At 59.6% G+C, this 22517-nt stretch carries 20 protein-coding genes; 8 read left to right on the top strand and 12 right to left on the bottom strand.

Going from position 1 to position 22517, the window contains the following annotated elements; all coding sequences use genetic code 11:
- Positions 1 to 197 precede the first annotated feature (197 nt).
- Positions 198 to 1697, bottom strand: a complete 1500-nt coding sequence (locus tag ICA16_RS21165) for an efflux transporter outer membrane subunit (RefSeq protein WP_210701456.1) — start codon at positions 1695 to 1697, stop codon at positions 198 to 200.
- Positions 1698 to 1977: 280 nt separating this feature from the next.
- Here ICA16_RS21165 and ICA16_RS21160 point away from each other — a divergent pair, with 280 nt between their 5' ends.
- The 4 genes from ICA16_RS21160 to ICA16_RS21145 all read left to right on the top strand — a co-directional run bounded on the left by ICA16_RS21160 (position 1978) and on the right by ICA16_RS21145 (position 6180).
- The gene (locus ICA16_RS21160) at positions 1978 to 2946 is read left to right on the top strand and encodes a LysR family transcriptional regulator (RefSeq protein ID WP_150594981.1); all 969 of its coding nucleotides are present in this window, start codon (positions 1978 to 1980) and stop codon (positions 2944 to 2946) included.
- 380 nt (positions 2947 to 3326) lie between these two features.
- A complete protein-coding gene (locus tag ICA16_RS21155; protein WP_150617185.1) occupies positions 3327 to 3701 on the top strand; it encodes a DUF6124 family protein in 375 nt (124 codons plus the stop codon).
- Positions 3702 to 4560: 859 nt separating this feature from the next.
- Complete coding sequence (locus ICA16_RS21150; RefSeq protein WP_210701455.1) at positions 4561 to 5535, top strand: 2-hydroxyacid dehydrogenase; 975 nt, start codon at positions 4561 to 4563, stop codon at positions 5533 to 5535.
- Between the two features lie 135 nt (positions 5536 to 5670).
- Positions 5671 to 6180: a DUF2165 family protein gene (locus ICA16_RS21145; RefSeq protein WP_210701453.1), complete on the top strand. Its 510-nt coding sequence runs from the start codon at positions 5671 to 5673 to the stop codon at positions 6178 to 6180.
- 20 nt (positions 6181 to 6200) lie between these two features.
- Here ICA16_RS21145 and ICA16_RS21140 read toward each other — a convergent pair whose 3' ends face one another.
- Positions 6201 to 7103, bottom strand: coding sequence for a DMT family transporter (locus ICA16_RS21140; RefSeq protein ID WP_150617182.1), 903 nt, complete (start codon positions 7101 to 7103; stop codon positions 6201 to 6203).
- A gap of 139 nt (positions 7104 to 7242) precedes the next feature.
- Between ICA16_RS21140 and ICA16_RS21135 the strand changes: the two genes are divergently transcribed.
- On the top strand, positions 7243 to 8118 hold the full coding sequence (locus ICA16_RS21135; protein ID WP_210701452.1) for an AraC family transcriptional regulator: 876 nt from the start codon (positions 7243 to 7245) through the stop codon (positions 8116 to 8118).
- Positions 8119 to 8213: 95 nt separating this feature from the next.
- On the opposite strand, the gene ICA16_RS21130 is transcribed toward ICA16_RS21135, so the two are convergent.
- The 6 genes from ICA16_RS21130 to ICA16_RS21105 form a co-directional block, all read right to left on the bottom strand.
- Entirely contained in the window at positions 8214 to 10643 is a 2430-nt protein-coding gene (locus ICA16_RS21130) for a TonB-dependent siderophore receptor (protein WP_210701450.1), read from the bottom strand.
- Between the two features lie 201 nt (positions 10644 to 10844).
- Positions 10845 to 11834 (bottom strand): FecR family protein, encoded by a 990-nt coding sequence (locus tag ICA16_RS21125; protein ID WP_210701449.1) that lies wholly within the window; start codon positions 11832 to 11834, stop codon positions 10845 to 10847.
- The gene (locus ICA16_RS21120) at positions 11831 to 12397 is read right to left on the bottom strand and encodes an RNA polymerase sigma factor (RefSeq protein ID WP_210701448.1); all 567 of its coding nucleotides are present in this window, start codon (positions 12395 to 12397) and stop codon (positions 11831 to 11833) included. Before ICA16_RS21120 ends, ICA16_RS21125 begins: the two co-directional genes overlap by 4 nt.
- A 1-nt stretch (position 12398) precedes the next feature.
- A complete protein-coding gene (locus ICA16_RS21115) occupies positions 12399 to 12725 on the bottom strand; it encodes a DUF3325 domain-containing protein (RefSeq protein ID WP_150603693.1) in 327 nt (108 codons plus the stop codon).
- Positions 12725 to 14311 carry a PepSY-associated TM helix domain-containing protein gene (locus ICA16_RS21110; RefSeq protein ID WP_210701447.1) on the bottom strand — a complete coding sequence of 529 codons (1587 nt, stop codon included), beginning with the start codon at positions 14309 to 14311 and terminating at the stop codon, positions 12725 to 12727. Before ICA16_RS21110 ends, ICA16_RS21115 begins: the two co-directional genes overlap by 1 nt.
- Positions 14308 to 14613 carry a DUF3649 domain-containing protein gene (locus tag ICA16_RS21105; RefSeq protein WP_150603691.1) on the bottom strand — a complete coding sequence of 102 codons (306 nt, stop codon included), beginning with the start codon at positions 14611 to 14613 and terminating at the stop codon, positions 14308 to 14310. The genes ICA16_RS21110 and ICA16_RS21105 overlap by 4 nt, the downstream gene beginning before the upstream one ends.
- Before the next feature lie 191 nt (positions 14614 to 14804).
- On the opposite strand from ICA16_RS21105, the gene ICA16_RS21100 reads away from it, so the two are divergent.
- The 3 genes from ICA16_RS21100 (at position 14805) to fecA (ending at position 18733) form a co-directional block, all read left to right on the top strand.
- Positions 14805 to 15293, top strand: a complete 489-nt coding sequence (locus ICA16_RS21100) for a sigma-70 family RNA polymerase sigma factor (protein WP_210701445.1) — start codon at positions 14805 to 14807, stop codon at positions 15291 to 15293.
- Positions 15290 to 16222, top strand: a complete 933-nt coding sequence (locus tag ICA16_RS21095) for a DUF4880 domain-containing protein (protein ID WP_210701444.1) — start codon at positions 15290 to 15292, stop codon at positions 16220 to 16222. The genes ICA16_RS21100 and ICA16_RS21095 overlap by 4 nt, the downstream gene beginning before the upstream one ends.
- Before the next feature lie 177 nt (positions 16223 to 16399).
- Positions 16400 to 18733, top strand: coding sequence for a TonB-dependent Fe(3+) dicitrate receptor FecA (fecA, locus tag ICA16_RS21090; RefSeq protein WP_210701443.1), 2334 nt, complete (start codon positions 16400 to 16402; stop codon positions 18731 to 18733).
- A gap of 126 nt (positions 18734 to 18859) precedes the next feature.
- Here fecA and ICA16_RS21085 read toward each other — a convergent pair whose 3' ends face one another.
- Genes ICA16_RS21085 through ICA16_RS21070 form a run of 4 tightly spaced genes read right to left on the bottom strand, consistent with a single transcriptional unit; the run spans position 18860 to position 22517 of the window.
- The gene (locus ICA16_RS21085; RefSeq protein ID WP_210701442.1) at positions 18860 to 19222 is read right to left on the bottom strand and encodes a Mor transcription activator family protein; all 363 of its coding nucleotides are present in this window, start codon (positions 19220 to 19222) and stop codon (positions 18860 to 18862) included.
- 31 nt (positions 19223 to 19253) lie between these two features.
- Positions 19254 to 19571 carry a hypothetical protein gene (locus tag ICA16_RS21080; RefSeq protein ID WP_228734207.1) on the bottom strand — a complete coding sequence of 106 codons (318 nt, stop codon included), beginning with the start codon at positions 19569 to 19571 and terminating at the stop codon, positions 19254 to 19256.
- Position 19572: 1 nt separating this feature from the next.
- The gene (locus ICA16_RS21075; RefSeq protein WP_210701440.1) at positions 19573 to 20754 is read right to left on the bottom strand and encodes an ExeA family protein; all 1182 of its coding nucleotides are present in this window, start codon (positions 20752 to 20754) and stop codon (positions 19573 to 19575) included.
- Positions 20754 to 22517: a DDE-type integrase/transposase/recombinase gene (locus ICA16_RS21070; protein ID WP_210701439.1), complete on the bottom strand. Its 1764-nt coding sequence runs from the start codon at positions 22515 to 22517 to the stop codon at positions 20754 to 20756. Before ICA16_RS21070 ends, ICA16_RS21075 begins: the two co-directional genes overlap by 1 nt.

The following is a 22517-nucleotide window of genomic DNA, read 5'->3' as shown; positions in this document are numbered from 1 at the left end:
CTTAGGTACATGGAAAACCCTGTGGCGAGGGGATTTATCCCCGATGGGCTGCGAAGCGGCCCCAAAACCAGCGAGCGCGGTGTGTCTGTGAAAACTCGATTGCAGTGTTTGGGGGCCGCTGCGCAGCCCATCGGGGATAAATCCCCTCGCCACAGAAATCCCCTCGCCACAGGGTTGGTGTGCAGTAAGTTGGGTGTTCAACGCAGGAGCATCGGAGTTTTCGGGGCTTGGGTTTTCTCGTCACTCGGCACGTCATTACCCGCACCCAGCCCACCACCCAGCGCCGTCACCAATTCCGCATGCGCACTCAACCGCGCCGCCTGCACCTGCTGTTGCACTTGCTGCTGTTTGAACAGCAGTGTTTGCGCGTTGAGCACGTTGAGGTAATCGGTGAGGCCGCGCTGATAAGCGATCATCGCGATGTCGTAAGTCTTCTGCGCGGTGGCCACCGATTCGGCGGCGAACTCTTGCTGCTTGTCCATCGACTCACGGCGGATCAATTGGTCAGAAATATTCTTCAGCGCATTGACCAGCGTCTGGTTGTAATGCGCCACGGCGATGTCATAACCGGCCGACGCTTCGCCCAGTTCGGCACGCAGTCGCCCGCCATCGAAAATCGGCAACGAGATGGCCGGGCCCACGTTGTAATTGAGTTTCTTGCCGCTCAAAAACTCCAGCGCACCACCGCCGGTGGCCATGTAACCGAGGCTGCCGACCAGATCGACGTTGGGATAAAAACCGGCGTGCGCCACATCAATGCCACGCGCCTGCGCCGCCACTTGCCAGCGACTGGCGACCACATCCGGACGCTGGCCGAGCAGTTCGGCGGGCAGTGCCGACGGCAGTTTCAGTGCGGCACCAAGGGCCAGCGTCGGGCGCTGCAACTGCGCGCCCGCCCCCGGCCCTTTGCCGGCCAGTGCGGCGAGTTGATTGCGGCTGAGGGCGATCTCTTCGTCCAGCGCATCGAGTTGCCGATGGGTTTCCGGCAACGGCGTTTGCGCCTGGCTGACTTCAAAGTGCGTGCCGATCCCGCCGTCCAGACGCTTTTGCGCCAGATCGAGAATCTGCTGTTGCTGCTTTAGTGTCGCGGCGACGATGTCGCGCTGGGCGTAGTGCAGCGACAGTTCGATGTAGGCGCGCACGATGTTGTTCTGCAACTCCAACTGCGCCAATCGCGCCTCGGCAGCGCTCATGTGCGCCAGATCCACCGCGCGTTCGCTGGCATTGCTTTCGCGTCCCCAGAGGTCGAGGGCGTAACTGAAACCCAGCGCGGCGTTGTTGTCCCAGGTGGTGGTGTTGGCCAGCTCGCCCGGACCGTAGAACTGATCGGTCGGCCAGTTGTGGCGCTTGAGCGTCGACTCAGCATTGATCTGCAACGACTCGGCCGCTTCAGCGACACCGGCCATGGCCTTGGCCTGACGCACCCGCGCGGCGGCCATGGCCATGCTCGGGCTGCCTTGTACGGCGAGGTCGATCCAGCGGTTCAATTGCGGGTCGCCGTAGGCTTGCCACCATTGTGCGGTGGGCCAATTGGCGTCACGGGCGGCGTGGGCGATGGCGTCGTCGGTGGCCAGTGCATTGGCTTGCAGTGCCTTGCCCTGCGGGGCAATACCTTCGGTTGAAATGCAGCCGCCGAGACTTAGGGCGAAAGCCAGAACACTGAGCGGCAAAAGCGCTCTGTTGATGCGACGCGGCACAGCTGCGAATTCCTGAGAAGGGGATATGGCGGGGCTTACTCACTCTGTAGGAGCTGCCGAAGGCTGCGATCTTTTGATCTTGATCCCTTAAAACAAAATCAAAAGATCGCAGCCTTCGGCAGCTCCTACAGGGAACGGCGCAATTCTAGGGGGCGGCCTGAGCGGCGATAAGCTGGGAATCTTGTGAATCTTTGTTACCGTTAACGAGATAATCCCTTGGTCGGGGGTTTCGACCCCGAAACTTCGTGTCACAATTTGCCATCTGCCTTGAGAGCACCCCATGGACACTTTGCAAAACATGCGCGCCTTCAGTTGCGTGGCCGAAGCCGGCAGCTTCACCGCCGCCGCCGTGCAACTCGACACCACCACCGCCAACGTTTCGCGCGCGGTCTCCAACCTGGAAGCCCACCTGCAAACCCGACTGCTCAACCGCACAACCCGGCGCATCGCCCTGACCGAGGCCGGCAAGCGTTATCTGCTGCGTTGCGAACAGATCCTCGCTTACGTCGAAGAAGCGGAGGCAGAAGCCAGCCAGGCCCACGCCCGCCCGGCCGGACAGTTGAAAGTGCACACCATGACCGGCATCGGCCAGCACTTCGTCATCGACGCCATCGCCCGCTATCGCAAGACACACCCCGACGTGACCTTCGACCTGACCATGGCCAACCGCGTGCCGGACCTGCTCGATGAAGGCTACGACGTCTCCATCGTGCTGGCTCGCGAACTGCCAGACTCGGGCTTCGTCTCGCAGCGCCTGGGCATCACCTACAGCATCGTCTGTGCCTCACCGGCCTACGTGAAAGCCAACGGCTGCGCACAAAAGCCCAGCGACCTGCTCAACCACGCCTGTCTGCGCCTTGTAAGCCCGGTGATCCCGCTGGAGAAATGGGCATTCGACGGCCCGGAAGGTCAGGAGATGGTCACCATCAATAGCTCACCGTTTCTGGTGAACTCTGCCGACGCGATGAAAACCGCAATCATCAGCGGCATGGGCGTCGGCGTCCTGCCCGTGTACGCCGCCATCGAAGGTTTGCGCAACGGCACGCTGGTGCGGGTCATGCCGAACTACCGCTCGCAGGAACTGAACCTGTACGCGATCTACCCGTCGCGCCAATACCTGGATGCGAAGATCAAGACCTGGGTCGAGTACCTGCGCGGCTCCCTGCCGGAAATTCTCGCAGCGCATCAGGCGGAACTGGCCGCCTACGAACTCAGCGGCAGCCTCGCCGGAGCCCGAGTCGCCAACTGATTTTCAACACACCGTGAAACCTGTAGGAGCTGCCGCAGGCTGCGATCTTTTGACCTTGATGTTTAAAAATCAAAAGATCGCAGCCTACGGCAGCTCCTACATTTCTGGGTTTTCGCGGAAGTTTCCGACAGGTTTTGAAGGTTGTCCGTCGGAAGTGCGGTGGATAGGCTTTGGGTGTCGCTGACGAATCAGCGACCGGACTTGGTCGTCCGGGTTTAGAATGGCGCACTTTTCAAGCTTGCTTAATGGCGAGCTGTGCGTGGGAGGGCCTCGGCCCTGCCGGGTCTCCATTCCCTGGTCGACCAACCCGCGTACGGTTCGCCACCCTTCTGTTTGGTCGCAGCGTCTGGCGAACTCCACATCCCGAATGGAGTTTCACCATGAAAAAGCCAACACCCAATCCGCCCGAAGCGGATAACACCACGCCCTACGAAGCCGCCGGTTCGAAGAAATTCCACGAAGCCGCCGAGCGCGCCCTAGACCACTATCTCAAACCCAACGCCCTGACCCTGCGCTTCCACAAACCCAGCACCATGTTCCAGGTCGCGCCGGACCAAGACAACGAAAGCCTCCTCGTCCACGCCTGCGAATCACTGGCGCAAGCCAGCCTCATGAGCAGTGACATTGCTGCGTACGTCGACCTTCCGCAGCGCCGGACGATTCTGGCGATTCAGCAGATCATCATGCTGGCGGAACTGGCGGTGAATCGGGTGCTGGATAACGTCGACATCCCCCAACCCGCGCCACACAGCTGACCCCTTGCAGGAGTGAGCCTGCTCGCGATTGCAGGCTCACATTCAACATCGTTGGTGCCTGACACACCGTCATCGCGAGCAGGCTCACTCCTACAATTTGAATCGCATACAACCTGCTAAAAATCGATCGGCTGTCAGGCCGCCATCGCTGGCAAGCCAGCTCCCACATTTGAAAGGAGTACATCCGCCAAAGACCGGTCGGCTGTCAGGCCGCCATCGCTGGCAAGCCAGCTCCCACAGTTGAAATGAGTACACCCGCCAAAGACCGGTCGGCTGTCAGGCCGCCATCGCTGGCAGGCCAGCTCCCACATTTGAAAGGAGTGCACCCGCCAAAGACCGGTCGGCTGTCAGGCCGCCATCAGCAAGATCAAAAGATCGCAGCCATCGGCAGCTCCTACACGGGAGATGAGTACAACCCGCACGCGGCGAATGCCGCCCCACTCAACAATGAGCGTTAGCTCGAGTAAAGCTCTTGATCTTGATCCACGGGCGACGTCGGAAGGCTGAGCGCAGGGATTGATCCGGGCGTGGGAGCGCAGCGACCGTTTGGCGAAGCCAAACACAGCGAAAGGAGGTGCAGCGAAGCAAACCGTAGACGCTGCGCCCGGATCGATCCCGGAGCGAAGGAACCCCGAGCCCCAGCGAGCGGGCCGCACGTAGGAGCAAGCCTTTTTGGTTACTTTTTCGGCGTCTGGAAAAAGTGACCCGCCGTAAGGGCGGAACCCTGATCAGCAACACCCCAAGCAACGGATATACACCCAACCCCCCCAAGAACATGGTCGGCCCAAAGGCCGCCAAGACACCCCAAAACAAAAATGTTAGCTTGCTTGGCATCAAGCCCGAACAAGAGCCAAAAACGATGAAAAAGACTGTCCTGGCCTTCAGCCGCATCACCCCCCCAATGATCGAACGCCTGCAACAAGAGTTCGACGTCATCGTCCCCAACCCAAAAGCCGGCGACATCAACGCCCAGTTCAACGAAGCCCTGCCCCACGCCCACGGCCTCATCGGCGTCGGCCGCAAACTCGGCAAGGCCCAACTCGAAACCGCCGCCAAACTCGAAGTGGTCTCCAGCGTGTCGGTCGGCTACGACAACTACGACCTCGACTACTTCAACGAACGCGGGATCATGCTCACCAACACCCCGGACGTGCTCACCGAAAGCACCGCCGACCTCGCCTTCACGCTGATCATGAGCAGCGCCCGCCGCGTCGCCGAACTCGACGCCTGGACCAAGGCAGGCCAATGGCAAGCCAGCGTCGGCGCCCCGCTGTTCGGCTCTGACGTACACGGCAAAACCCTCGGCATCGTCGGCATGGGCAACATCGGCGCCGCCGTCGCCCGCCGGGGTCGGTTCGGTTTCAACATGCCGATCATCTACAGCGGCAACAGCCGCAAGACCGAACATGAGCAAGAACTCGGCGCACAATTTCGCAGCCTCGACCAACTGCTGGCCGAAGCCGACTTTGTCTGCCTGGTGGTGCCACTCAGTGACAAGACCAGACACCTGATCAGCCATCGTGAACTGGCCCTGATGAAGCCGAGCGCGATTCTGGTCAACATCTCCCGCGGCCCGGTGGTCGATGAACCGGCACTGATCGAGGCGCTGCAAAACAACCGCATCCGCGGTGCCGGCCTCGACGTCTACGAAAAAGAACCGCTGGCCGAGTCGCCGCTGTTCCAGCTGAAAAACGCCGTGACCTTGCCGCACATCGGCTCGGCCACCCACGAAACCCGCGAAGCCATGGCCAATCGCGCCCTCGCCAACCTGCGCAGCGCGCTGCTCGGCGAACGTCCGCAGGATCTGGTCAACCCGCAGGTCTGGCGAGGATAAAAAACAGGGCAAGTGCTCTGCAGCACTTGCCCGTTCATTCTCCCGAAACACATAACTTGCAACTTTACTGAACAACGAAATAAACACTGCCGCTATAAACTCGCCAGACAAAAACCTCTCTGGAGAGTATAAAACTTGAGAAACCTCAGCACCGACCAACTTGTCCGCTACAGCAAAATAATGCTGATGACCTACATCAGCTTCTTTGGCATTCTGGTGATATACAGCAATTTCACTGACTACCCGTCAAACTATGAATATGTCGGGCACATTCTCAGTATGGACACCACTAAAACCAACGAAAACATTCGTTATAGAGCAATCACATCGCCCATGCTGCACCACCGCATTTACTGGCTCATCATAACCCTGGAAGTGATTTACACCGTGTGCTGCCTGCTGGGCACTTATCACCTTTATCAAAAGCTGGACGAATCAGCAGAAGCCTTCCACGACGCCAAGAAACTCTCGATTATCGGTTTGATGATCGCCATATTCATATATTACGTGGGCCTGCAAACCATCGGCGTTGAATGGTTCGACATGGACACCTCACAATCATGGAATGCCAAGGACTGGGCCCGACACATTATCGACTTTATACTTCCGGTATTGATTTACATGGTTATGAAAGTTGAGCGCTGAACGCGCAACGCTCAAAAATTTCAGGCCAGTTTGCCCTGACTCGGCAATACGGACATACGTGGTTTGCGAAACACCAGCACATTGCCCAGCATCACCAGTACCAAGCCCGCCAGCGCCGGCGCTGTCCATTGATAGCCTTCGGCAAATGCCGAAACGTTCAACGCCACCACCGGAAACAGCACTGTGCAATACGCTGCACGTTCGGGCCCCATTCGCCCAACCAACGTCAGGTAGGCGGTGAAGCCGATCACTGAGCCGGGAATCACCAGGTACAACAACGCGCCGACATAACGCGGGCTCCAGTCCATTTCGAACGGGATGCCTTTGACCAGACACCACACCGACAGCATCGCGGCACCGTAAGCCATGCCCCAGGCATTGGTGGTCAGGGGTTTGAGCCCGGCCTTCTGTTGCAGGCTCGAGAGCATATTGCCCGCCGAGAAACACAACGTACCGCACAGTGCCAGGCCAAGACCGAGCAAGGTTTGCGGCGTAGCCTGATGGCCGGCCAGTTCCGGCCAGAACAACAGGCCCAGGCCGAACAACCCCAGGCCCCCACCCATCAGCACATTGCGGGCAATGCGCTGGCCGAAGAATACCCGCGCATTGAGCGCGTTCCACAAGGTTGCGGTGGAAAAAACAACCGCCACCAGACCGCTGGGAATCCACTGGCTGGCGGTCAGAAAGCACATGAAGTTGACGCAGAACAGACACACGCCCTGCGCCACGCAGATCAGGTGCCCACGCCGGTTCATCGGTTGCAACCGCCGGCTGAGCAGCAACAGCGCAAACAGCACCAGCGCAGCGAGACCGAAGCGGTAGACGATCGACACCGGAATCTCCACCACGCCCAATTGCCATTTCAAGGCAATCCAGGTGGTGCCCCAGATCAGCACGGTCAGCAGATACAACGACAGGTTCATGGCAGACGCTCCTCAATTGGATTTCAGTGTCCGTCGCGACATGGAAATCCCGCTTGCATAAACTTGCGCTTTTGTCGGCCGACTGGCTGGCAGCGCGAATGCGACGGAGTAGGATGCAAGTCGTTGAAGAGAACCGATCATGGCCACCATCGAAAACCTGCAAGTCTTCCAGGCGCTTAACCGCTCGCAGAACGCATGCCTTGTGCACAGCGCCGAGCTCGGCGACGGCTTGTCTGCGGCTTTGTGGACCAATCACCACGACGCCCAGGAATACGAAGCGCCGAGCCATCACACCCTCTCGTGCTATATCGCCGGTGGCACTGGTACGTTTCGTCGTGGTCAGCCGGGCCACAAGGGCGGGCCGGACAAGCTGTGCATCCTGCCGGCGGATCACGAGTCAGGCTGGGTGATCAATGGCGATATCCGTCTGGCGCACCTGTATTTCAGTGCTGAGCAATTTGCCCTCGGTTGTGTGACGTTGCTCGATCGCGAGCCGCGTGAGATGCAACTGCGCGAGCAGACCTTCCTCGAAGACCCGCAGCAAGCGCAGCGCTTTCGGCAACTGCTGAACCTGAACTGGGACGAGCCGGCCGAACGTTTGCTGACCAGCAGCATTGCCCATGAATTGATCAGCCATACCTTGCTCAGCCAGGTCGGTGCGCGTCAGGGTTTGCGCCTCAAGGGCGGGCTGGCACCGCACCAGCGTCGGCAACTGGTGGACTTCATCGACAGTCAGTTGGCCGAGCCGATCAGCCTCGGGCAATTGGCCGGTTTGTGCGCGCTGTCGGAATATCACTTTGCGCGAATGTTTCGCGTGAGCTTCGGGCTACCGCCGCATCAATACGTGCTGGCGCGGCGCTTGAGCCGGGCGCGAGAGTTGTTGCGGGGGACGGCGTTGCCATTGGGGGAGATTGCATTGGCTTGCGGGTTTGCCAGTGCCAGCCATTTCACCAATCGGTTCAGGCAGGTGTTGGGTGGCACGCCGGGGGAGTATCGGCAGGCGTTTTTGCGTTAGAGCAAGATCAAAAGATCGCAGCCTTCGGCAGCTCCTACATTTGGAATGCATTCCCCTGTAGGAGCTGCCGAAGGCTGCGATCTTTTGCAGCCACCTCAAAATTCTAATGTGCTGGACAACGAAACCTGCCGCGAATCCCCCATCGACACAAAGAACCGGCTCGCCGACGACGTGTAGTAAGTGCGGTCGAACAGGTTCTTCACATTGAGCTGAAACTTGACCTTCTGCCCTTCGATTTTGGTGTCGTAAGTGGCGAAGGCATCGGCCACGGTGTAGCTCGGCAGATCGAAATCATTCACCGCGTTACCCGCCCGCTCGCCGACGTAGCGTGCGCCGGCACCAACGCGCAACTGATCGCCGCCGATCACGCTGCCAAAGTCATACACCGCCGACAATGAGCCGCTGTTCTTTGCCACGTTTTGCAAACGCTTACCCTTGTATTCCGGGTCTTCGGTGACTTCGGCATCGGTGTAGGCGTAGCTGCCGATCATGCTCCAGCGGTCGCTCAACTGACCGGTCAGGTCCACTTCCAGACCGCGGGAGCGCACTTCACCCGCCGCGCTGTAAATCGTCGTCGGGCCTTCGGAATTGGCCACCAGCACGTTGCGTTTCTTGATGTCGAACAGCGCGATATTGCCGGTGATGCGCCCCGGCATATCCAGTCGCGCACCCAGCTCCCACGACTTCGCTTCTTCCGGCGCGATGCTGCCGTCGAGCACGGTGCTGCTGCCGCTCAGCGGAGCGATGGTCGAGTTGGGTTTGAACGATTCGGTATAGCTGCCGTAGAACGACAACTCGTCGGTAAAGCGATACACCAGACCGGCGCGCGGCACCCACTTTTGCCCGTTGCTGTCAGTGTTGGCCTTGAACGGCACGCCTTTGCCGGCGTACTGGTCGTACTCCTGAAAACGTCCGCCGGCGACCAGAATCCACTGGTCGTTGAGGTGGATGGAGTCTTGCAGAAAGACCGAGTCGCTGCGCAGTTCATCGGTCTGTGCGCTGTCGGCGGCGCTGACCGTGGAGCCCTCGACTTCACGGCCGTACACCGGATTGGTGTAGCTGAAGGTGCTCAGGCTTTTCTGGCGGATCAGGTCGGCGCGGTAGATCTTGCGGTACTCGTCATCGACGCCGAACACCAGGTCATGCTGCATGCCCAGCACGTTGACTTTGCCTTCAAGGCTGGCGGTGGTGAAACGGTCGGTGCTGATCGCGCCGTGGGTGCCGTCCATGCTGCGGGTCAGCGTGCCTTTGTTGGTGTCGATAGCGGTTACGCGGACCTGGCTGGCGTCGTAGGTTTCGCGGTTCCAGCTGTAGCCGAAGTGGGCTTTCCAGTCGTCGTTGAGTTCGTGATCGGCTTCGAAGTGATACAGGTCCGAACGCCCTTCCATGTCGTTGAACGGCTCGTCGAGACGTTGCTTGCGCGAGATGTCCAACGGGTGATTGGTGCGCGGATCGATCAGCGTGCCGCGGTCGAACGGGGTGAGGAATTCGCGATGTTCGTAGGCGAATAACAGTTGGGTGCGTTCGCCGTACCAGGCCAGCGAAGGCGCGATCAACGTTTCCCGATGCGTGCCAAAATTGCGCCAGTAATCTTCGTCGACGTGATCCACCACCATGCGATAGGCCAGCCCGGAATCACCCAGTGCGCCCGTGCTGTCGAAGGTACCGCCGCTGCCGTTCTTGCCATCGCCGTAGGTCGAGCCGGTATAGGTCAAGGCGTTGTATTGCGTCAGTTCAGGTTTCTTGCTGACCAGATTGACCACGCCGCCCGGGTCCTGAATACCGTACAGCAAGGAGGCCGGGCCTTTGAGCACTTCGACGCGATCGACCGTGGCGTTCATGCCACGGCCCTGCACGATCGGCATGCCGTCGCGCATGATCGAGCCGTTGCGGTTGTCACCGAAGCCGCGGGTCATCACCGAATCCTGGGTGCTGCCCAGCGTGTTGCCCTGCGTGATACCGCTGACGTTGGCCAGCGCATCGTCGAGATTGCGTGGCGCCTGATCACGAATGACCTGCGCGGGGATGACGTTGACGGTCTGCGGGATTTCCTGAAGCGAGGCCGAGGAACGCATCACCGAACTGGTTGGCGGCGGCTGGTAACTCGTCGACTCATCACGCATCGAGGTGATGGTAGTAGCGCCCAGATTCAGCGCGCCTTCGGTGGGCTGCGGCTCAAGTGCCAGGGTGTGACTGTCGGTGCGGCGGAAGCTCAGGCCGGAACCGGCAAGCAGGCGTTGCAGCGCTTGTTCTGCATTCATCTGTCCATTGACGGCTGGCGCGGTGAGGCCGTACGGCGCTTCATCGGTGTAGACCACGCTTTGCCCGGTGACGCGGCTGAAGTCGCTCAGGGCTTGCGGCAACGGTTTGGCGGCCAATGCGAAATTGAATTGCTTTTGCGCCTGGCTGCTGACGGTTTCAGCGGCGAGCGCGACGCTCATCGGCAACAGTGCCAATGCCGAAAAACTTAATGCCGAAACGCCCAACCATTGTTTGACCGAACCCGATTTTGCCCTGGACTTCATTGCTCAATGACCTGTGTAGAACCGCAACGGATGCGAATGACTCGCAGTTTCAGTCACTACACGGATGGGGCTCGGGTTTACCTCACTACAATTTTGAAATTATTTTCAAGATCAAGAGATCGCAGCCTTCGGCAGCTCCTACAGTAGATGTGCGTACACCCTGTAGGAGCTGCCGAAGGCTGCGATCTTTTGACTTTGTTGTCAGCGCAAAATAATCAACTGCCCCAAAACCCGATGCTGCTCAAACCCCAATACCCCCTGCAAGGAATTAAGAACTGCCTGCGGATCCTTGCTCGGAAAACTGCCACTGACCTTGCGCGCCGCCAGTTCATCGTTGAGCAAAACAATTCGCCCCGGGTAATAACGGCGAAGATCCTGCACCACATCCGCCAGCGTCGATTTGTAGTAAGTCAGCCAGCCTTGGCGCCAGGCCAGTTGCGCCTCGCTGTCTACGGCATGGAGTTTTTCCGCCGTCCCATCACCGTAAGCCACTTGCTGGCCGGCGGTGAGAATCTGCTGCTCGCCCCCTTGATCGGCCGTCACGCCGACGCGCCCGGATAACACCGTCACCTGCGCCCCATGCGGTTGCAGACGCACTTCGAATTGCGTCCCGAGCACCCGTGCCTGGCCCTTCTCAGCCTCGACCACAAACGGATCGCCCGTGTGCGTGACGCTGAAAAAACCGGCGCCGCGACGCAACTGCACATGGCGCTCGCCATGGCTGAAATCCACGGCGATGGCACTGTCCGCATCAAGCGTCACTTGTGATTGATCGGCGAGGGTTACGGTGCGGACTTCGCCGGGCGCAGAAACGTAATCGGCGCCGAGATCATCTAGCCAACGCTGCGGTTGCCAGCCCGTTCCGAGGCTGATCATCAGCAACAGACACGCGGCCATCGCCAACCCGCCGGACCAGCGCAAGAGCGGCTGGCGACGCGGGCGATCCATAGCGTTGAGATAGCCTTGCAGCGCGAAAGCCTCTTCATCGGCCAAAGTTTTCGCCGGGCCTTCACTCAATTCCCAGACCACTTGCGCCTGGGCGTAGGCCTCGGCATGGGCGGGATCGGCGCGCAGCCATTGGCTGAACGTGAGTTGATCCCCTGCGCTGGGCCGATCATGCAACAGGCTCAGCCAGGCAAAAGCAGCCTGTTCCTGGGAGGGCGTCGGCGTGACGCGGTCGGTGTGTTTCACGGTGCTTTCCCTGGCGTGCGTGGCGCGGGTTCGCGCAGGCTGGCCTTGCAGGCCTCGAGGGCGCGCATCATATGTTTTTCCACGGCGCTTTGGGACAGGCCCATGGCTTTGGCGATGTCCGCGTACTTGCGGCCGTGTATGCGATTGAGCAAAAAGATCTGCCGGGTGCGTTCGGGCAAGGCGCGCAACGCCGCTTCGACATGGCGCAGATCATTGCCGGCTTCGAGCGCCGCTTGTGGTTCGCTGCCATGGCTGTCCGGCTCGTCGGGTTGCCAGCCTTCGTTGACGCGCACCCGCGTGCCTTCGCTGCGCAGATGATCGATAGCGATGTTGCCGGCGCAGCGCAACAGGTAGGTGCTGAGTTCTTCGACCTGCACCAGCGGCCGGCGCCAGAAACGCAGAAATAGATCCTGCACCAGATCCGCCGCCGTCGCCCGGCAGCCAACGCGGCGGTTCACCAACGCTTCCATCTGCGAACGCTGGGACAGGAACACCTGAAGGAAATGCGCACGCGCGCCACGCGGCTCGTCGTCGCGCGATTCCGGGAGATGACCGATCAGCACGTCAGCACTGCGCCCAGGCTGCGACCGGACTGGCCAACAGACTTAACCCGGCCAGCGCCAACGCCAGACGCGGGCGATACGGCAGCAACAGCACCAACGCCAGGGCGCTGAGCATCAGCACCGCGAACCAGTCGACCAGCCCCAAACTCCAGCCGTTGCCTGTGACCGCCGCCCAAAGTGACAAACCCAGCAGCAACCACCCCGCCAGCTTCAGACCCCTACCCCGTCGCGTCGACGGTTTATGCCCGAGCAATTCATCGTGGTGCCGAGGCATCGACAGACACAATGCCGTGAACCCGGCGTAGCACAGCAATAGCGCCAGCAGCATCAGTTTGTCCCTTGCTCAAGCGTGACGGGCCGAGGCATTTCGCGGCGAGTTTTTTTCACGCTGACGGTGCTGCCGGCGCGCTGCATTTTCCACGCGGCCCACGCTAGAAACACACCTGTCCCGAGACAGGTCAGGTCAAAACCGGCGAGCACCCAATCGCCCTGCGCCAGCGTTACGCCAAGGTTCCACGGCGTGGTCAGCGCATTGATCAAAGGCACCGCGATAAACAGCAAAGCGCCCAACGCTAATTGTTCAATCCAGGCTTTGCGTCCCAGGCGCAACAGCGCATGCACCACGCTCAAACCCCAGGCGATAAAGAATGCATTCACTTCCCAATCGGCACGCCCGGCCAGACTCACCGGCAACAGCCGATTGGCCAGGAAGAACACCGCCACTGCCGTCACCAACCCGGCCATGCTGGCAATGTTCAGCACTTCCACCAGGCGCAATTCGAACGGCATGACGCCGCTCTTGGCATGTTTGAGCTGACGCTTGCCGAGCCAGATCACCAGCCCGGTGCCGATCATCGCCGTGCCGGCCAGACCGCAGATGAAATACAACCAGCGCAGCACCGGCCCGGCGAAATGGCCCATGTGCAAACCGTAGAACGCGCCACCGACTGCCATCGCCACAGGTTGCTCCGGCGTGCTGTCGAGCATCTGCCCGGTGACGCCGTTAAAGGTCACCGCGCGACCGAAATCGTGGACCACTCGGTCGCCCGCGCGGGACAACACCACCGTGGCATTTGCATCGCCCGGATTGCTCACGGACAGTCGTGCGGTAGAGCCACCCGACCATTGCTCAGTGGCCTTGACCAGCAGCGGCGCCATCGGTGCCAGTGCCGCAGGAATGTTGGCCCGCTCCGGGGTTTTCGACGCAGGAAAAACCTCATCGTAGAACTTGCGAACGTCGCTGCCATAAGACGCCACGATGCTCGCCGGCATGACCATCGACATGAAAATCACCAGACTGCTGTAGGTGATCATCAAGTGAAACGGCAGCACCAGAACGCCCACGGCGTTATGCCCATCGAGCCAGGAACGCTGGCCTTTGCGCGGGCGGAACGTGAAGAAGTCCTTGAAGATTTTTTTGTGGGTGATGATCCCGGTGATCAGCGCGACGAACATCACCATGGCGGCAATCGTCGCCAGCCAGCGGCCCCATGGATAAGGCATCTGCAGCTGGAAATGGAAGCGGTAGAAGAACTCGCCGCCCATGCTTTCGCGCCCCTGCACCTGGGCACCGGTTTGCGCGTCGAGGGTTTTCGATTCGAAGCGGCCGCGCTCGCCGGGTTTGGCTGGCGCCTGTTGCCAACGCACGGTCAGGCCGGGATCGCGGGCGTCAGGCAAGTCGATCAGCCAGCGTGAGGCACCGCCAGCATGTTGCTGTAGATAATCCTGGGCGAGCGTCAGGCTCGCTTCGGCATTGATTGGTCTTGCAGGGATTTCCGGCTGCATCCAGTGAGTGGTTTCGTCATTGAAGTACGCCAGCGTTCCGGTGAGGAAAATCGCAAACAGCAACCAGCCGAACACCAGCCCGGTCCAGGTGTGCAGCCATGCCATGGCCTGGCGGAAACCCTCTTTCATGCGAAACCCAACCCGCGCGCCGCGCCGGAAATGGTCGCCAGAATCACACTCGGCACCAGCAAACCGACCCATGCCGACCACGCCGTGCGGCAGGCAAAACACCAGAGCACCGCAACCAGATAGACCAGAAAAGAAACGGTCATGCCCGTCACTACCGCTTCGGCGCGGCTCAATGGCAGCCACATCGTCAGGGTGACACTGGCCAGTGCAGCCACCAGATAGCCGCCAAACACCGCCGCCAGCACCCGCGAGGTAACGGCCAGACGATAGGACATCGGGAGTGTGGCGAGTTTGGCTTTCATGTTTCGACCCTGAAACGAAAAACGTCCGGCCGACAAGCCGAACCAACAGGCGATCGAGTTTAATGATAAATATTCTCATATGCAAAAGCATCTGATTGCCGGGCAGCCATCTCCGACCCTACAATGCGAACCGTTCTTGTTCTCTAACGCATGCTTTCTGCCGCATAACGAAAGCGCCCGGAGCACTACCGTTGCCATCCGCCCATCCCGTCGAATCGCTTTATCAGGCTCACCACAGCTGGCTTACCGGCTGGCTGCGGCGCAAGCTCGGCTGCCCGGACAGCGCGGCGGATCTGGCGCAGGACACCTTTATCAAAGTGCTCACCGCGCGCGAGCCACCGGTGATCATCGAACCACGCGCCTTCCTCACCACCCTCGCCAAACGGGTTTTGTTCAATCACTACCGCCGTCAGGATCTGGAGCGCGCCTACCTGGAAACATTGGCGCAGATGCCGGACATCGTGGCGCCGTCGGAAGAAGACAAAGCAATCATCCTGCAAACCCTGATCGAGCTGGACCAGTTGCTCGATGGTTTGCCACGTCAGGTCAAACGCGCTTTTCTATTGGCGCAGGTCGATGGCCTGACCTACCCGCAAATCGCCGCCGAGCTGGGTATTTCCGTGGCCACGGTCAAACGTCATCTGAACAAAGCGGCGCTGCGCTGCTATTTCGCCCTATGAATCAAGCGGCGGATTTTTCCTCGCAAGTGGCTGAACAAGCGGTGCACTGGCTGATGGAAGTGCAGCAAGGTGCGCTCAACGCGCGCCAGCAACTGGCGTTGCAGCAGTGGCTGGATGCCCACAGTGAGCACCGCCGCGCGTGGGAACACATTCAACGGGTCAACCAGCGTTTGCGCGGTGTTTCTTCACCGCTGGCGCATGCGGCATTGAACAGGCCGAAGTCCGGTAGCCGACGTCAGGCACTGAAACTGCTGCTGATTCTCGGCGCCGGTTCTGCCGCCACCTGGGGCCTGCGCGAGCACAATCCGCTACCTTCGCTGCTTGCCGATTACCGCAGCCCGATTGGCCAGCGTCGCAAGATCGGGCTGGGGGCGGACGATCAGTTGCAACTGAACACGGCCAGTGCGGCAGACGTGCGCGTCGATCAACGTTTGATCCGCTTGCTCGAAGGCGAAATCCTCCTGACGGCCGCGCAATCGTTCGAAATACACACCGCGCAGGGCATTCTGAAAACCCGGGGCGCACGGCTAAATGTGCGGCAATTTGCCGATCGCACACAGTTGGCGCTGTTTGCAGGTCGCGTCGAACTGACTGCCAACGGACGCGCGGCGATGCTGCTGCCCGTCGCTCGGCAATTGAGTTTCACCGCGACTGCCGCCAGCGACGCCAAACCACTGGACGCCAACAGCGGCGCTTGGGCGGACGGCATGTTGGTGGCCGCGCATATGCGCCTCGGCGACTTCCTCGAAGAACTTGGCCGCTATCGGCGCGGGCAGCTCAATTGCGACAAAAAGGTCGCCGACTTGCTGATCTCCGGGACGTATCCACTGGACGACAGTGAGCGGATTCTGGATCTGCTGGAAATCAGCTTGCCGGTGAAGGTGAAGCGCTTTACCCGGTATTGGGTCAGCGTCGAGGCGCGGGTGTAACCGCAAGGTCAAAAGATCGCAGCCTGCGGCAGCTCCTACATGGGATTTGTGTTCACCCTCTAGGAGCTGCCGCAGGCTGCGATCTTTTGATCTTCAAAAATAAATGAGCCGTTTTTCAGATCTGGCGTGACAGAGAAGGAAAGCCACCTTGATTCAACCTTCTCAGGATCATCCACCATGCCCCTCACCCGCCTCACGCCACTGGCCCGCTGCCTGCGCAATCTCATCCTCGGCGCCAGCCTGAGCTTCAGCGCCCTGCCCGCTGCAATGGCCAGCGATGCCAAGGCGTATCACATCGCACCGTCGTCGCTGGAAAACGCTCTCAATCAGTTCGGCCGTGAAGCCGGGGTGCTGATTTCTTTCGGTTCGCAAGTCACCAGCGGCGTGCAAAGCCGTGGTCTGGAAGGCAATTACACGACCGAGCAAGGTCTGGATGTGTTGCTCGAAGGCACCGGTTTGCAAGCCCGCGCCGAGGGCAACAACGCGTTCAGCCTGCAACCGGTCAGTGATGCAGCGCTGGAGCTGGACACCTCGAAAGTCGTCGGCGACTGGCTCGGCGACGCGGCGCAGATCAATGTGTTCGAACATCCCGGCGCCCGCGACGTGATCCGCCGCGAAGAGTTCGAACGCCAGGGCGCGACTCAGGCGCGCGATGTGCTCAACCGCATTCCCGGCGTCAACGCGCCGGAAAACAACGGCACTGGCAGCCACGACATGGCGTTGAATTTCGGCATCCGTGGTTTGAACCCGCGCCTGGCTGCACGCTCGACCGTGTTGATGGACGGCATCCCGGTGCCGTTCGCGCCTTACGGTCAGCCGCAGTTATCGTTCGCACCGATCAGCATGGGCAACATGGACGCGGTGGACGTGGTGCGCGGCGGCGGTGCAGTACGTTACGGCCCGCAGAACGTCGGCGGCGTCGTCAACTTCGTCACCCGGGCGATTCCTGACGAACCGACGGTCAAGGGAGGCTTTCAGACCGAGACCAGCCCTTCGTCGAGCCACGACGGCTTCAAGACCAGCGCCAATCTGCTGGCCGGCGGCACCAACGCCAACGGTCTGGGCGGCGCCCTTCTGTACTCAGGTACCCGCGGTGGCGACTGGCGCGAACACAGCGACACCGAAATCGACGACCTGATCCTCAAGGGCAAATATCAGCTCGACGATGCCAACAGCTTCAACGCCATGGCCCAGTATTACGAAGGTAAAGCCGACATGCCCGGCGGTTTGAACGTCGCTGATTACGATGCCGATCCGTACCAATCGACGCGCCCCAAAGACCAGTTCTGGGGCCGTCGCACGATGTTCAACTTCGGTTATCGCTATCAGGAAGATCGCCGCGAATTCACCGCTAACACGTTCTTCACCAAAACCCTGCGCAGCGGTTATCTGGATCAGGGCACCTTCCTGTCGCTGTCGCCCCGCGAGTATTGGGTGCGCGGTTTCGAAACCCGTTTCGCCCAAGGCTTCGACCTCGGCTCGACCAGCCATGAAGTCGGCGTCGGTTACCGCTACATCAACGAGGCCGGCCACGAATTGCGCTATCGCACGCCGATCGCCAGCAACGAATACCCGACCACCAACAGCCGTAACGACCGCGACACTCGGGGCGGCACCGAGGCCAATGCGTTCTTCGTCGACGACCGCATCGACATCGGCAAATGGACGATCACCCCGGGCGTGCGCTACGAGATGATCGAATCCCAGCAGACCAACAACCTGACCAACGTCAAATACAAGGGCGACTACAACACCGCACTGCCGGCGCTGAACGTGCTCTATCACCTGACGGATAGCTGGAATCTGTACGCCAACACCGAAGGCTCGTTCGGCAGCGTGCAGTACAGCCAGATGCCCAACCGGGTGACCAGTGGTGAAGTAAAACCGGAGAAAGCCCGCACCTGGGAACTCGGCACTCGCTATGACAACGGCGCATTGCGCGCGGAAATCGGTGCGTTCCTGATCAACTTCGACAACCAGTACGAAAGTAACCAGACCAACGATTCGGTGATCGCCCGTGGCGAAACTCGCCATCAAGGCATCGAGACCAGCATCAATTACGCGCTCGATGACTTGAGCCCGGCACTGTCAGGCTTCGATGTGTATGCCTCCTACGCCTATGTTGACGCGACCATCCGCGAAGATGGACCGAACAAGGGTAATCGCGTGCCGTTCTCTTCGAAACACAAAGGCACGGTTGGCGTCGGTTACACCGAAGGCCCGTGGAAGTTGAATCTGGACAGCAGCTTCCAGAGCGACCAGTTCGCTGACAACGCCAACACCTCAAAAGAAAGCGCCGACGGCAGCACCGGCAAGATCCCGGGCTACATGCTGTTCAGCAGCCGCGCGGGCTACGATTTCGGACCGCAATTGTCGGATTTGAATGTGGCGGTGGGCGTGAAGAACATCTTCAACACGCAGTACTTCACGCGGTCGTTTGATGACAACAACAAGGGGAAATATGTGGGTGAGCCGCGCACGGTTTATGTGCAAACTTCTGTGGCGTTCTGATTGTTGACGCGTGACCTAAATCATACCCAATAAGCGAGATAAACCCGACCCATACCGGGCTACCCTGGCACAAACTGGGAGACCATCTGCAACACCCTTGCACCCAGTGCAACGAAAATCGCCCCGTCAGTCCTCAACCGACGGGGCGAACATATCCGCCTGGCGGCGCGCCACCTCATCCTTCCTCACCGCCTTCACAATCTTATAAATCCACTGCAGCGAAACCGAATACTTCCGCGCCAGATCACTATGATTCGTCCCATTGAACTCCTCAAAAATCTGCCGATCCCGCCGACTCAACTTACCCGCCAGCCCCATCGGAAAATAGACATTCTGCCCACCCCAATGAGCCGCCATCCGATCGGCCACCTCCTGAGCCACATGCCGAGCAGCCTCAGCCTCCATCGACACCAACTCCACCAACGAGGCAGCCACATGCTCAGTCAGATCAACCAACAACTCAGGCCCCTTACTACGGAAGTCACTCATACCCGCACCGCCGCACCAACGAGGCCACCCGTCATTGCTCCTGCCCCCTCACCAACGTCAGCCAGACCACATCAACCCCACGAACGGTGACCGAATTACAAGTGAACCGTCCCGCGGATGAAAAACGCACACCCCGCAGACAACCCCCGAATTGCTCTAAAAACAGATCCGCACTGGCTGCATCAATAAATACCTTATTGTCCGGCAGCACCTGCTGCTTAATCTCCACACCGACCCCGCGCATCTCCCGAACCAACCCATTAAAAGCCGAAAGCATCACCGGAAACTCCTCAGCCAGAATACTCAACGGCTCCTGCCTCAAATCACTGCTCAGATTAAGAGAATCCAAATCACACCCCCTTAACCACATCAGCAGTCACCTTGGGCACGCCCAACTGAACCGCCAAATTCATCGCCGCGATCACCAGATTCCCGATCGCCAACGGATACAACAGCGAAACACTCGAATCCCGACCACCCTGACGACTAGGCTGAGACAACCGCGCCGCAATCGCCTCAATAGCCCCCTGATCGACCACATCCCCCAGCGCCTTACCGACCCGATCAAACCGAAACGTCAAAAACTCCCCCAGCCGCGAACCATCCACCGGCCCCAACGTCACCCGATCACAGCGCTGCACCACCTCACGCACATCCGCATTACGCTCACTCAACTTAACCCCCAGCTCTGGCTGGCCGATCATGATGATGCTCACCAACTTCGTGAACCCCACCTCAAGCTCCAAAATCCGCTTCAAATGCTTAAGCGTCGGCACCGGCAAACTATGAGCCTCCTCAATCACCAGACAATGGCGATACCCGGCCGCATGCGACTCCTTCAACGCCCGATGCAACTGAGCAAACCGCGCCTCAGGACTGCTCTTAGGTTTCGCCAACGGCGCCACAGCCGCCATCATCGACTCCGCGATATGCGTACTCTTCAGCGACTTACCCTTCGAATCGTTATCCTCCGACGCCAACACATACGGCTCAATAATCAGCACCGGATCATTATTCTCAGCAAGACGATTCACCAGATCGCGGCGAAGCGTACTTTTACCGGCTCCCGATTCCCCCTCAACCGCCAGAAACCCACCGTGCCGCGCCGTCTGATACATCGCCTCACGAACATAACGAATATCCGGGCTCACCCACATATCCTGCGCACACTGCAACTCATCGAACGGATCACGAAACAGCCCAAAGGCCTTACGCGTAGCGGCTTGCAGCGTCTGCTTAGGCAACAACATCAAATCGTCCTCCTTGGACACAACCTTCTCCACAGCCGGAACATCGGCCCTCAAACACGGCACAACCACCTCATCAAAAGCCCCCGCAATCGCGGCCTCACTAGCACCACAAACCGACAAAAAGCCCCTGATACGACCCCGCAAAACCTGACCCTCCAGCCGACGAGGCCAAAGATCGTGATTCACCAACTGCGCAACCGCGGCACTGCTCAAACCCAGCGACTGCGCCAACGCCGCTTGTGGCCGGCCCACATCCTGCAAAATCCCTTTCAGCCTCAACATCACACACCCCCAACCGAAACGACCGACCTGCGCCCGACCTCAACAGGCCGTTTCAACTCAGCCTCAATCGCCTCTAACTGCTCCTGGGGAACACCATCGGGAAAACGCTCCATCAACCAGCCGTATGTCTTAGGCGACCACAAATGCCCCAGCCGCGGGCGCAGCAACTTCGCCGCCTCAACCAGACTTAGCGGGGCCAACTCAACACTCGGGGCATTAACCAACAGATTCGAACCACGACGCGGCAGATAAGCCGGCAGCACCGTGTCATTAACATACTTATGCGGATCAATCCGCCCACCAAACGGCACAGCCTTCGCCTTGCGCGCGGCCAGCGCATCCGCCTCACAACTCGTCTCCGTCGCCAACTGCTCCAACACCTTGCGCGACACCTGGGCCGGCGTATCGGCATGACGCGCATACCGCTCACCAATCATCGCCGCCGTCTCAGCGAACCCGAACGCATCCACCCCGATACGCTCAATCACGTGATACTGCTCACGCCCGTCATCGCCCACCAAAACCGCCAGCGCCGTGTCCTTATCCCGCCAACAGTTACGCGTAATCAGCAACTTCTCACCCACCATCACCGACGGCACCGAACTCACATCAAACGAATCGCCGCGAAACGACACCCGCAACAAATTACTCACCTTGCGAAACTCCGGCGTACTCACCGCCAACTCACGGCACACCTCAACACTCGGCGCCAAACGCAACTGCTCAGGCTTAATCAACTGCCAGACGGCATACCTCGTACGCCGCGTGCGGGTATGAACAGCCGTCCCATTAAAAAACCGCATCCAACGGCCGGCCCACGCATTAATCTGCTCCAGCGTCTCAGCCGACTGAAACCTCAACGCACTCTCAAACTCACGCTCAACCAAATTGTGCGCCTGCTCAACCTGACCCTTCGCCCGCGCATTACCGACCCGATTAATCACCAACTCAATCGACAACGCCCGGCAAAGATTGCGGAAAATGCCACTCGTCATCGCAGCCCCAGGATCCGTCATCAACATCAACGGCACCCCATGAAAAGGATCCGACTCGCCGCGCTTCTGCATCGCATTAATCAACACACCGCACAAATTCTCGGCCGACTCCGCGCCCAACACATACTCCACATACAGCGTCCCGCTCGTATGATCCGTCACCACATAACGCCACAACCGCTGGCGCTCAATCCGTTTCAAATTCGCCGGCTTACCGTCATAAAACTCCGCCTTACCCATCACCCGCGCGCCGTCATCGGCCAAATAAAACTGCGTCGAAATCGACGCATCCACCTGCCACACATGATTAGGATGCTGACTCGCCAACGACACCGCCGGCGCGTCCTGCAACAACTGCGAGGGATGCAACTTATAAGCGACCAACGCCCGGCAAATCGCACTGCGGCTCAAAGGTCGAAACACACCCGTCGCCTCATCCACACGACCCGCCGTAATCAAATGATTACTGCGCAAACGCTCAACTGCCCGGTCAATCGTCGACAACTGCTTATCATTGGCCCGAATCGACTCCAGCAACATCGCCGAAATCAACCGAGCCTCCTCAATCGGCAACGCACTGCTGCCCGCATCACTGCGACGCTTACGCGGCTTCGCCACACACACCAACTTCAACTGGCGCTGCAACGTAGAAAGCGACACCCCCATCGCCAACGCACCCGCCTCATAAATAGCCGCACGCTCACCATGCACAGCCGCATCAAGACGCCGAGCAATCTCAATCAACTGCTGAACTTGAACAGGATTCAT

Source organism: Pseudomonas anatoliensis (assembly GCF_017976235.1).
Classification (GTDB): domain Bacteria; phylum Pseudomonadota; class Gammaproteobacteria; order Pseudomonadales; family Pseudomonadaceae; genus Aquipseudomonas; species Aquipseudomonas anatoliensis.
This window is presented reverse-complemented; position numbering and strand designations above follow the sequence as displayed.

What these genes read in the sequence shown, in the direction of transcription:
- ICA16_RS21105 (WP_150603691.1), bottom strand. Translation starts at nt 14,613, where the DNA reads ATGAAAGCCAAACTCGCCACACTCCCGATGTCCTATCGTCTGGCCGTT.
- ICA16_RS21135 (WP_210701452.1), top strand. Translation starts at nt 7,243, where the DNA reads ATGGCCACCATCGAAAACCTGCAAGTCTTCCAGGCGCTTAACCGCTCG.
- ICA16_RS21155 (WP_150617185.1), top strand. Translation starts at nt 3,327, where the DNA reads ATGAAAAAGCCAACACCCAATCCGCCCGAAGCGGATAACACCACGCCC.
- ICA16_RS21140 (WP_150617182.1), bottom strand. Translation starts at nt 7,103, where the DNA reads ATGAACCTGTCGTTGTATCTGCTGACCGTGCTGATCTGGGGCACCACC.
- ICA16_RS21085 (WP_210701442.1), bottom strand. Translation starts at nt 19,222, where the DNA reads ATGAGTGACTTCCGTAGTAAGGGGCCTGAGTTGTTGGTTGATCTGACT.
- ICA16_RS21070 (WP_210701439.1), bottom strand. Translation starts at nt 22,517, where the DNA reads ATGAATCCTGTTCAAGTTCAGCAGTTGATTGAGATTGCTCGGCGTCTT.
- ICA16_RS21130 (WP_210701450.1), bottom strand. Translation starts at nt 10,643, where the DNA reads ATGAAGTCCAGGGCAAAATCGGGTTCGGTCAAACAATGGTTGGGCGTT.
- ICA16_RS21110 (WP_210701447.1), bottom strand. Translation starts at nt 14,311, where the DNA reads ATGAAAGAGGGTTTCCGCCAGGCCATGGCATGGCTGCACACCTGGACC.
- fecA (WP_210701443.1), top strand. Translation starts at nt 16,400, where the DNA reads ATGCCCCTCACCCGCCTCACGCCACTGGCCCGCTGCCTGCGCAATCTC.
- ICA16_RS21115 (WP_150603693.1), bottom strand. Translation starts at nt 12,725, where the DNA reads ATGCTGCTGGCGCTATTGCTGTGCTACGCCGGGTTCACGGCATTGTGT.
- ICA16_RS21095 (WP_210701444.1), top strand. Translation starts at nt 15,290, where the DNA reads ATGAATCAAGCGGCGGATTTTTCCTCGCAAGTGGCTGAACAAGCGGTG.
- ICA16_RS21160 (WP_150594981.1), top strand. Translation starts at nt 1,978, where the DNA reads ATGGACACTTTGCAAAACATGCGCGCCTTCAGTTGCGTGGCCGAAGCC.
- ICA16_RS21075 (WP_210701440.1), bottom strand. Translation starts at nt 20,754, where the DNA reads ATGTTGAGGCTGAAAGGGATTTTGCAGGATGTGGGCCGGCCACAAGCG.
- ICA16_RS21150 (WP_210701455.1), top strand. Translation starts at nt 4,561, where the DNA reads ATGAAAAAGACTGTCCTGGCCTTCAGCCGCATCACCCCCCCAATGATC.